Raw genomic sequence first — 8,896 nt, forward strand, 5'->3', positions numbered from 1 at the left:
CAACCAGCTGGCCGCCACGGCGGCTGAGGCGGCCACGCGCGGCGGCGAGGTGGTGGGCCAGGTGGTCCACAGCATGCCGAACATCAGCGCCGCTTCGAAGAAGATCGGCGACATCATCGGCACCATCGACGGCATTGCCTTCCAGACCAACATCCTGGCGCTGAACGCCGCGGTGGAAGCCGCGCGGGCCGGCGAGCACGGCCGCGGCTTCGCCGTGGTGGCGGCCGAAGTGCGCAACCTGGCGCAGCGCGCCTCCGCCGCCGCCAAGGAAATCTCCGGCCTGATCCAGGCCTCGGCCGCCAGCGTCAAGGCCGGCAACCAGCTGGTGCAGCAGGCCGGTGGCTCGATCGAAGACCTGGTGGGCCAGGTGGCGGCGGTGGCCGACCTGCTGGGCGGCATCCGTTCGGCCACGCTGCAGCAGAGCGAGGAGATCCGGCAGGTGAACGTCGCGCTGACGTCTTTGGATTCGGCCACGCAGCAGAACGCGGCGCTGGTCGAAGAGTCGACGGCCGCGGCCCTCAGCCTGCGTGAGCAGTCGGACGCGCTGGCCGAGATCATCGGCCGCTTTCGCGTCGCCGCCTGAAGGATCAGGCGCCCAGGCGCGCCGTCCACTTTCGCTCGTACTCCATGCGCTGGAAGTGCTCGGCGATGAAGTCGATGAAGGTGCGCACCTTGGCCGACAGGTGCTTGCGGCTGGGATAGGCCAGGTTCACCGTCAGCCGCGGCAGGTCCCAGGCGTCGAGCACCGGCACCAGCCGGCCGGCCACGATGTCGTCGTAGAGGATGTAGGTGGGCTGGATCAGGATGCCCAGCCCGTCCAGCGCCGCGGCGCGCAGCACCTGGCCGTCGTTCGACTCCAGCAGGCCTTTCATGGCGATGGTCGTCGCTTGGCCGTCGCGCGTGAAGCGCAGCTCGTGCGGGTTGTTGGCGTAGCTATAGACCAGCAGCGCGTGCCTTGCCAGCTCGCCCAGGTCGCGTGGCGTGCCCGCGCGATCGAGGTAGCCGGGCGACGCGGCGAGCAGGCGCCGGGTCTCGGCCAGCCGGCGGATCGTGATGTTCGAATCCGGCTCGAATTCGCGGGTGCGGATCGCCACGTCGATGTTGTTGTCGATCAGGTCCAGGTAGCGGTTGGCCGTCTCCACGTGCACGCTCACCTCGGGGTAGCGCCGCGTGTACTCCGGCAGCAGCGGCGCGATGTGCTGCATCGAAAACGACAGCGAGGCCGTCACCCGCAGCGTGCCGCTGGGCTTGATCGTGGCGGCGTTGACGGCCGCTTCGGCGTCCCGCAGGTCCGCCAGGATGGCCTTGCTGCGGTGCAGGAACTGCTGCCCGGTTTCGGTCAGGAACAGCCGGCGCGTGTTGCGCTCGACCAGCCGCGCGCCCAGCCGCTCCTCCAGCGCCGACAGGTGGCGGCTGGCGGCGGCGTTCGACAGCCCCAGCCCTTCCGCGGCGCGGCTGAGGCTGCCGGTTTCGGCCACCTGCACAAACAAGGCCATCTCGCTCCAGCGGTCCACTGTGCCTCCTGCGGGCAGCGCGCCCGGTCTTTTGTTGCGCGCGGCGGAAAACTCATTTGTCCCGGCGCGCTTTCGCAAATTATGGCCGCCCGCTTAAAGTCGGCCGGAAAGCGAGAAGTCTCCATGCGCAACCTGACCCAGGACAACATCACCCAGGCGGTGCTCGCGCGGCTGGCCGACACCCCCGATCCGCGGCTCAAGGAAATCATGACCAGCCTGGTGCAGCACCTGCACTCCTTCGCCCGCGAGGTGAAGCTGACCGAGGGCGAATGGATGCGCGGCATCGAGTTCCTCACCCGCACCGGACAGATGTGCGACGCGAACCGGCAGGAGTTCATCCTGCTGTCGGATACCCTCGGCCTGTCGATGCTGACGGTGGCGATGAACAACGACAAGCCCGCCGGCTGCACCGAAGCCACCGTGTTCGGCCCGTTCTACGTGGAAGGCGCGCCCGGCGTCGACCTCGGCGGCGACGTCGCCAACGGCGCCGCCGGCGTGCCGTGCGAAGTGCGCGGCCAGGTGCGCGGGCTGGACGGCGAGCCGGTCGCCGGCGCCGAGCTGCACGTCTGGCAGGCCGACGCCGACGGCAAGTACGACGTGCAGCGGCCCGGGCAAGCGCACCAGGCGCGCGGCGTGTTGCATGCGGCGCGCGACGGCCGCTTCCACTTCCGCTCGATCCTGGCCGAGGCCTACCCGATCCCGGACGACGGCCCGGTCGGCGACATGCTCAAGGCGACCAAGCGCCATCCCTGGCGGCCGGCGCACCTGCACTTCATGGTCAAGGCGCCCGGCTACGAGACGCTGACCACCCACGTGTTCCGCAACGGCGATGCCTACCTGGATTCGGACGCCGTCTTCGGCGTGCGCCAGTCGCTGGTGGCCGACTGGGTGCGGCAGCCGGACGGCCGCTACCTGGTGGAGTACGACTTCGTGCTGAACCCCGTCAAGGCCGGCGCTTGATCCGCCACATCGTCATGTGGAACGTGCGCGGCGCCAGCGGCGCGGAAAAGGCCGCCAACGTCGAGCGGCTGCGCCGCAGCTTCCACAGCCTGCGCGGCCGCGTGCCTGGCCTGCTGTGCCTGGAGGTCGGCGTGGACAGCAGCGGCGCCGACTACGCGTGCGACGTGGTGCTGTACAGCGAGTTCGCATCGCAGGCGGCGCTCGACGCCTATGCCAGCCACCCCGAGCACCTGCGGGTCAAGCAGGAGCTGGAAGGCCTGCGCACCGCGCGCCACCAGGTCGACTACCGCAGCGGGAAGCAGCAGGAGCGTGCGGCATGAGCAGCCAGGCCAGCGAAGGCGGCACGCTGATCCGCGGGGCGACCGTCATCACCATGGACCGGCAAGGCGACCTGCGGCGCGGCGACATCCTGGTGGGCGGCGGGCGCATCGTCGAAATCGCGCCGGTGATCCACGCCGATGGCGTGGAGGTGGTCAACGCCTCCGGCTGCATCGTGATCCCCGGCCTGGTCAACGCCCACATGCACACCTGGCAGACCGCGCTGCGCGGGGTGGCGGCGAACTGGACGCTGCTGGAATACTTTCGCAAGATGCACGCCGGCCTGGCCACCGTGTTCGCGCCGCAAGACCTGTTCATCGCCACCCGCATGGGGGCGCTCAACCAGCTCAACTGCGGCACCACCACGCTGGCCGATTGGTGCCACAACAACCCGACACCGGCCCACAACGACGCGGCGATCGCGGGCCTCCAGTCAAGCGGCATCCGGGCGGCGTTCTTCCACGGCACGCCCAAGCCGGATCCGCAGCCCGGACAGGTGCCGTTCTGGGAGCTGCCGCATCCGCGCCAAGAACTCGAACGGCTGCTGGCGAGGCACCAGGGCGACCCGCTGCTGTCCATCCAGGCGGCGGTGCTGGGGCCGCACTACTGCACGCTGGAGGTGGCGCTGCACGACTTTCGCATGGCGCGCGAACTGGGCCTGATCGCCTCGCTGCACCAGGGCGGCGGGCCGGCGCGCTGCCCGGAAGGCTGGGAGCGGCTGGAAGCCGAAGGCTTGCTGGGGACCAACGTCAACATCGTCCACGGCCATGCCTTGAGCGATGCGCAGCTGGAACGCTTTTGCGGCCTGGGCATGAGTTTTTCGGCGGCGGCCGAAAGCGAGATGTCGCAGGGCCACGGCCACCCGCTGACCGGGCGGCTGCGCCAGTTCGGCCGCGCGCCCTCGCTGGGCGTGGACCTGGAAAGCGTGCTCAGCGGCGACATGCTGTCGCAGGCGCGGATCGCGCTGGGCATCCAGCGCAGCCTGGACAACGTGGCGCACCGGCAAGCGCACGGCGCCATCCCGCCGACATCCACCGTCACCACGCGCGAGGCGCTGGCCTGGGTGACCATCGAAGGCGCGCGCATGCTGCGGCAGCAGGACCGCATCGGCTCGCTGGCGCCCGGCAAGCAGGCCGACCTGGTGCTGGTCCGCGCATCGGACCTGAACATGCAACCGGTGCACGACCCCGTCAGTTCGGTGGTGTTCCAGGCCTCGCTGGCCAACATCGACAGCGTGATGGTGGCCGGCCGCTGGAAGAAACGCGGCGGCAAGCTGCTGGGCGTCGACCTGGCGCCGGGTCTGGAGGCGCTGCGCGCGTCCGGTCGCAAGATCACCGCGGCCATGGGACTGGCGGAACACGCATGAAAGACTTCATCTACATCGGCCGGCCGGCGCGCGTGGTGTTCGGCGCCGGCTGCCTGCGGCAACTGGCCGACGAAGTCGACCGGCTCGGCGCGCGCAAGGCGCTGGTGCTGTCCACGCCGCAGCAGCGCGCCTCGGCCGAGCAGGTGGCGCAGTTGCTGGGCGCGCGCGCCGCCGGCGTGTTCGACCGGGCCGTGATGCACGTGCCGATCGAGACGGCGCGCGCGGCCAGGGCGGAGGCGGCGCGCATCGGCGCCGATTGCGCAGTGGCGATCGGCGGCGGCTCCACCATCGGGCTGGGCAAGGCGATCGCGCTGGAGTCGGCCTTGCCCGTGATCGCCATTCCCACCACCTATGCCGGCTCCGAGATGACCACCATCTACGGCATCACGGAAGGTGGCCTGAAGAAGACCGGCCGCGCCGACCAGGTGCTGCCGCGCACCGTGCTGTACGACCCGCAACTGACGCTGGACCTGCCGCTGGCCATGAGCATCACCAGCGGCATGAACGCCATCGCGCACGCCGCCGAGGGGCTGTATTCGGCGACCACCAACCCGATCATCGAGCTGATGGCGCAGGAGGGCATCCGGGCCTTGGGCCGCGCCTTGCCGGCGGTGCACGCGCAGCCGCGCCACCTGCAGGCGCGCAGCGATGCCTTGTACGGCGCCTGGCTGTGCGGCACGGTGCTGGCGTCGGTCGACATGGCCTTGCACCACAAGCTGTGCCACACGCTGGGCGGCAGCTTCAACCTGCCGCACGCCGAAACCCACACCATCGTGCTGCCGCACGCGCTGGCCTACAACGCGCAGGCGGCCCCAGTGGCGATGGAGCGGATCGCCGCCGCCTTGGGCGGCCGCAGCGCGCCGCAGGCGGTGTACGACCTGGCCAGGGACAACGGGGCGCCGGTGGCGTTGCGCCACATCGGGATGAAGCAAGCGGACCTGGACCGGGCCTGCGAGATCGCGATGGGCAACCAGTACCCGAATCCCCGGCCGCTGGAGCGGGGGGCGATCCGGCAGCTGTTGCAGGATGCTTTCGAGGGGACGCGGCCTGCCTGAACTGCCCCTTCCCCCTTCGAGGGAAGGCTGGGATGGTGGCACTCCCGGGGCGCCGCGGTGCCCCCACCCGACCCTCCCCCAGAGGGGCGGGGCGCAACGGCCTCAAGCCGCCGACCCGGCCGCCCTGCGAATGATCTCGGCGAAGTGCTTGAGCACCGGCGAGCGCGCCACGCCCTTGAGCCACAGCAGCCCTGGCGAGCGGATCGGCGTCGGATCCTCCAGCGGGATCACACGCAGGTCCGGCGTCTGCGACAAGGCGGTCTCGGTGACGATGCCGGCCAGGTCGGTCTGCCGGATCAGCTCCAGCATCGGCTGCCCCCAGTCCATCTGGGCCGCCACCAGCGGCCTGGCGCCGGCCTGCTCGAAGCACTCGTCGAGCAGCTTGCGGGTGACGAACTGCTTGTGCAGTAGCACCATGCGCACGTTGTGCAGCTCCACCATCCGCACCCGCACCCGCACCCGCCGCCGCCGCCGCCGCGCCAGCGCCGTCTTCGTCGAGCACGTGATGCGCGCCGTGATGGCGCTGACCGATCGCATCGTGGTGCTGAACCACGGCAAGCTGATCGCGCAAGGCCAGGCCGCCGACGTGATGAAGGACACCGAGGTCGTCAGCGCCTACCTTGGACGGCCCGCCCAGGCTTGAAGTCGATTCGATCAAGGTGAATTACGGCGCCGCGCCGGCGTTGTGGGACGTGTCTTTGTCGGTGCAGCCGGGCGAGCTGGTTTGCGTGGTCGGCCCGAATGGCGCCGGCAAGAGCACGCTGATCGACGTGGTGGCCGGCCTGCACCGCGCCCGCGCGGGGCGGCTGCGCTTCAACGGGCAGGACATCACGCAGCTGGCCAGCCACCGCTTCTGCGCCGCCGGCATCGCCATCGTGCCGAAGGGCCGGCGCCTGTTCACCGGCATGACGGTGCTGGAAAACCTGGAGCTGGGCAGCGACCTGCCGCACGCGAAAAGTCAGCGCGCCGCTTCGCTGGAGCAGGTGCTGGCGCTGTTCCCCGCGTTGCAGCAGAAGCTGCCGCACGCCGCCGGCTCGCTCTCGGGCGGCCAGCAGCAGATGGTGGCGATCGCGCGCGCGCTCATGAGCCGGCCGCAGTTGCTGCTGCTCGACGAGCCGTCGCTGGGGCTGGCGCCCACCGTGGTGCTGGACATGTTCGCCGCCATCCGCGCGATCAACGCCGGCGGCACCTCGGTGCTGCTGGTGGAGCAGAACGTGGCGATGGCAATGGAGCTGGCCAACCGCGCCTACGTGATGGAAGAAGGGCGGATCGTGGCGCAGGGGCTGGCCAGCGAGCTGATGGGCCGGCCCGAAATCCGCAAGGCCTACCTGGGGCTGGAGCCGGCCTGAGCGATGGCCGCGGCGCTGCGCAACACCGCCGCCGCGTCCCTGGCGTCGAACCCCCGCCAGGCAACGATCTGGTCCGGCCGGATCAACGCCAGCGGCGCTTCGTACAGCTCGCGCAGCGCGGGCGCCGCGTGCCGCACCACCTTCAGGTCCAGGCCCGCAGCTTGCGCCGCAGCGGCGAACCCGTCCACCGCGGGCGGCTGCGGCCCCAGCACCAGCAGCGTCCACTCCGGCCCGAAGCTGTCGTACAGGGAGCGGCCGTCCTCCAGCCATGCGTGCGGCGGCCGCCCGCCCGGGCAGGCAGTCGGCAGGTAGCCATTGGGCTGGTCCGGCGGCGGTGCGCTGCCGTCCGCGATCACGATGGGCGAGCCGTCGTAGCGGCCGCCGAAAGTCACGCCGGGGATGTTGAATTCCAGCCGCACGTGTGCGTTCAGGTGCCGCGCCGCCTCGGCCCGCGCTGCGTCACCGGCCGCGCCTTGTTCCTCCAGCACCGGCAACGCGGCGAACAGGCCGACCGAGTCGGCGAACTGGCGCGCGTACGCCGTGTTGCGCTCGGCCAGCGGGCGCCGTTCCTGGCCATAGCTTTCCAGCAAGGCCGGCGCGCTGGTGCCGCGCAGCACGCTGGCCAGCTTCCAGCCCAGGTTGACCGCATCCTCGACGGCAGTGTTGTAGCCCAGGCCGCCGGTCGGGGTGAACAAATGGGCGGCGTCGCCCGCGATGAACACCCGGCCGCGGCCGAAGGCCTGTGCCACCAGCGAATGGCCGGCGGTCCAGGTGCAGCACGACAGCACCTCGATCTCCAGCTCGCGGCCGAATGCCTGCGCGAACACGCGGCGCGCATCGTCCTCGTTCCACTGCTCCGCATCCTCGCCGGCATGCACGGCTGCGTGGAAGGCGAACTCCGAGCGGCCGTCGACCGAGGCCATGAAGGCGCGCCGCTCGTGGTTGACGGAGACGTACATCCAGGCGCGGGCATGCGGAAACGCGTCGTAGAAGGCCGGTGCCCGCAGGTAGACCGCGAACATCTGGCCGCCCATGAAGTCGCGCCGCACGCCGCTGTGGCCGCCCCAGGGAATGGCGAGCGCCTGCCGCACCAGGCTGCGTGGGCCGTCGGCGCCGACCAGGTAGCGCGTGTGCACCCGCTGCGGGGCCCCGCCCGCCACCGGTTCCACCAGCGCCTGCACGTGGTCGCCCTGGTCGCTGAATTCGAGCAGCCGCCAGCCGTAGCGGACGTCGTTGCAATCGAAGCCTTGCGCGTGGCGCCGCAGCGTGGCCTCGACGAACTTCTGCGAGATGCGGTGCGGCAGTTCGGCGGCGCTCCAGGAGCCGGCCATGCCGCGCACGTTGCGCACCGCTTGCTCCGCCGTCGGCAGCGTCAGGCGCGCCAGCTCGTGGCCGGTGTAGCGGGTGAAGTAGGCGATGTCGGTCGGGTGGTCGGCCGGCAGCCCTTGCGCCCGGATCTCGGGCGCGAAGCCGAGCCGCCGAAAGTGCTCCATGGTGCGCGCCTGGGTGGCGTTGGCCTGCGGGTTGAACGCGGTGCCGGGCTTGGCGTCGACCAGCAGCGTGGCGATGCCGCGGCGCCCGAGTTCGTTCGCCAGCATCAGGCCGCAGGGCCCGCCGCCCGCGACCAGCACGTCGCAGCGCAGGTCTTTCATGGGCGCCGAGGTTAGCAGCGGCAATGTTGCGCATGGCGGAAAACTGATTTGCCGGCGGCTTCTTTCCCAAAGCCGGGCCCGCCCCTAGAGTTGCGCGGCAAGACGAACCGCAAGGAGATAGCATGAACGACGACATGACCGACAAGCTCCAGATCCGCGAGCTGGTCGAGCGCTGGGCCGTATGGCGCGACGCCGGCGACTGGGAACGCTTCGCCACCGTGTGGCACCCGGACGGCGTGATGATGGCCACCTGGTTCCAGGGGCCGTTTGGCGATTTCATCCGCGTCACGCAGGAGGGCTGGGCCAAGGGCGTGAGCATCCTGCACTTCCTGGGCGGCAGCGCGATCGAGGTGGCGGGCGACCGCGCCATCGCCCAGACCAAGATGACGATCTCGCAGCGCGGCATGGTCGAAGGCAGCGATGGCCCGGTGCTGTGCGACGTGGTCTGCACCGGCCGCTTCTACGACTTCGTGACCAAGCACGAGGGCGCCTGGAAGGTGCTGCACCGCCAGCCGATCTACGAGAAAGACCGCATCGACCCCCTGGACCCGACCACGCAGCTCAGGCTCGACGCGGCCTCGCTGGCGACCTTTCCCGAGGGCTACCGGCACCTGGCCTACATCCAGACGCGCATCGGCTACCAGGTCAAGATGGACATGCCCATGCTCAAGGGCGAGGTGGT

Annotated in this window: 11 protein-coding genes; 8 read left to right on the forward strand and 3 right to left on the reverse strand. The window is 70.5% G+C overall.

Annotation, left to right across the window (positions count from 1 at the left end; genetic code table 11):
- Positions 1-583 (forward strand): methyl-accepting chemotaxis protein (locus JWP65_RS02885; protein ID WP_299760167.1); only part of this gene is annotated, 583 nt, incomplete at its 5' end.
- A gap of 4 nt (positions 584-587) precedes the next feature.
- Here the strand turns inward: JWP65_RS02885 and JWP65_RS02890 are convergent.
- Entirely contained in the window at positions 588-1,514 is a 927-nt protein-coding gene (locus JWP65_RS02890; RefSeq protein ID WP_299760169.1) for a LysR family transcriptional regulator, read from the reverse strand.
- A 123-nt stretch (positions 1,515-1,637) separates the two neighbouring features.
- Here JWP65_RS02890 and JWP65_RS02895 point away from each other — a divergent pair, with 123 nt between their 5' ends.
- The 4 genes from JWP65_RS02895 to JWP65_RS02910 are packed head-to-tail and all read left to right on the forward strand — an operon-like array spanning position 1,638 to position 5,213.
- Positions 1,638-2,474 (forward strand): intradiol ring-cleavage dioxygenase, encoded by an 837-nt coding sequence (locus tag JWP65_RS02895; protein ID WP_299760171.1) that lies wholly within the window; start codon positions 1,638-1,640, stop codon positions 2,472-2,474.
- Positions 2,471-2,794 carry a Dabb family protein gene (locus JWP65_RS02900; protein ID WP_299760173.1) on the forward strand — a complete coding sequence of 108 codons (324 nt, stop codon included), beginning with the start codon at positions 2,471-2,473 and terminating at the stop codon, positions 2,792-2,794. The genes JWP65_RS02895 and JWP65_RS02900 overlap by 4 nt, the downstream gene beginning before the upstream one ends.
- Complete coding sequence (locus JWP65_RS02905) at positions 2,791-4,158, forward strand: amidohydrolase family protein (protein WP_299760175.1); 1,368 nt, start codon at positions 2,791-2,793, stop codon at positions 4,156-4,158. The genes JWP65_RS02900 and JWP65_RS02905 overlap by 4 nt, the downstream gene beginning before the upstream one ends.
- Complete coding sequence (locus JWP65_RS02910; protein ID WP_299760177.1) at positions 4,155-5,213, forward strand: maleylacetate reductase; 1,059 nt, start codon at positions 4,155-4,157, stop codon at positions 5,211-5,213. The genes JWP65_RS02905 and JWP65_RS02910 overlap by 4 nt, the downstream gene beginning before the upstream one ends.
- Before the next feature lie 102 nt (positions 5,214-5,315).
- Here the strand turns inward: JWP65_RS02910 and JWP65_RS02915 are convergent, their stop codons facing one another.
- Positions 5,316-5,630: a LysR substrate-binding domain-containing protein gene (locus JWP65_RS02915; protein ID WP_299760179.1), complete on the reverse strand. Its 315-nt coding sequence runs from the start codon at positions 5,628-5,630 to the stop codon at positions 5,316-5,318.
- On the opposite strand from JWP65_RS02915, the gene JWP65_RS02920 reads away from it, so the two are divergent.
- On the forward strand, positions 5,629-5,856 hold the full coding sequence (locus JWP65_RS02920) for a hypothetical protein (protein WP_299760181.1): 228 nt from the start codon (positions 5,629-5,631) through the stop codon (positions 5,854-5,856). The two genes, JWP65_RS02915 and JWP65_RS02920, sit on opposite strands and share 2 nt — an antisense overlap.
- Before the next feature lie 16 nt (positions 5,857-5,872).
- Entirely contained in the window at positions 5,873-6,562 is a 690-nt protein-coding gene (locus JWP65_RS02925; protein WP_299760183.1) for an ABC transporter ATP-binding protein, read from the forward strand.
- Here JWP65_RS02925 and JWP65_RS02930 read toward each other — a convergent pair.
- Positions 6,538-8,214 (reverse strand): FAD-dependent oxidoreductase, encoded by a 1,677-nt coding sequence (locus JWP65_RS02930; protein WP_299760185.1) that lies wholly within the window; start codon positions 8,212-8,214, stop codon positions 6,538-6,540. The two genes, JWP65_RS02925 and JWP65_RS02930, sit on opposite strands and share 25 nt — an antisense overlap.
- Positions 8,215-8,336: 122 nt before the next feature.
- On the opposite strand from JWP65_RS02930, the gene JWP65_RS02935 reads away from it, so the two are divergent.
- The coding region (locus tag JWP65_RS02935; protein ID WP_299760187.1) for a nuclear transport factor 2 family protein at positions 8,337-8,896 on the forward strand (560 nt) is incomplete at its 3' end.

The sequence above is a fragment of the Ramlibacter sp. genome, from assembly GCF_028292805.1.
Lineage (GTDB): Bacteria > Pseudomonadota > Gammaproteobacteria > Burkholderiales > Burkholderiaceae_C > Ramlibacter.

Coding starts and splice junctions, on each gene's coding strand:
- JWP65_RS02895 (WP_299760171.1), top strand. CDS start 1,638: ATGCGCAACCTGACCCAGGACAACATCACCCAGGCGGTGCTCGCGCGG.
- JWP65_RS02905 (WP_299760175.1), top strand. CDS start 2,791: ATGAGCAGCCAGGCCAGCGAAGGCGGCACGCTGATCCGCGGGGCGACC.
- JWP65_RS02910 (WP_299760177.1), top strand. CDS start 4,155: ATGAAAGACTTCATCTACATCGGCCGGCCGGCGCGCGTGGTGTTCGGC.
- JWP65_RS02920 (WP_299760181.1), top strand. CDS start 5,629: ATGCGCACGTTGTGCAGCTCCACCATCCGCACCCGCACCCGCACCCGC.
- JWP65_RS02915 (WP_299760179.1), bottom strand. CDS start 5,630: ATGGTGCTACTGCACAAGCAGTTCGTCACCCGCAAGCTGCTCGACGAG.
- JWP65_RS02930 (WP_299760185.1), bottom strand. CDS start 8,214: ATGAAAGACCTGCGCTGCGACGTGCTGGTCGCGGGCGGCGGGCCCTGC.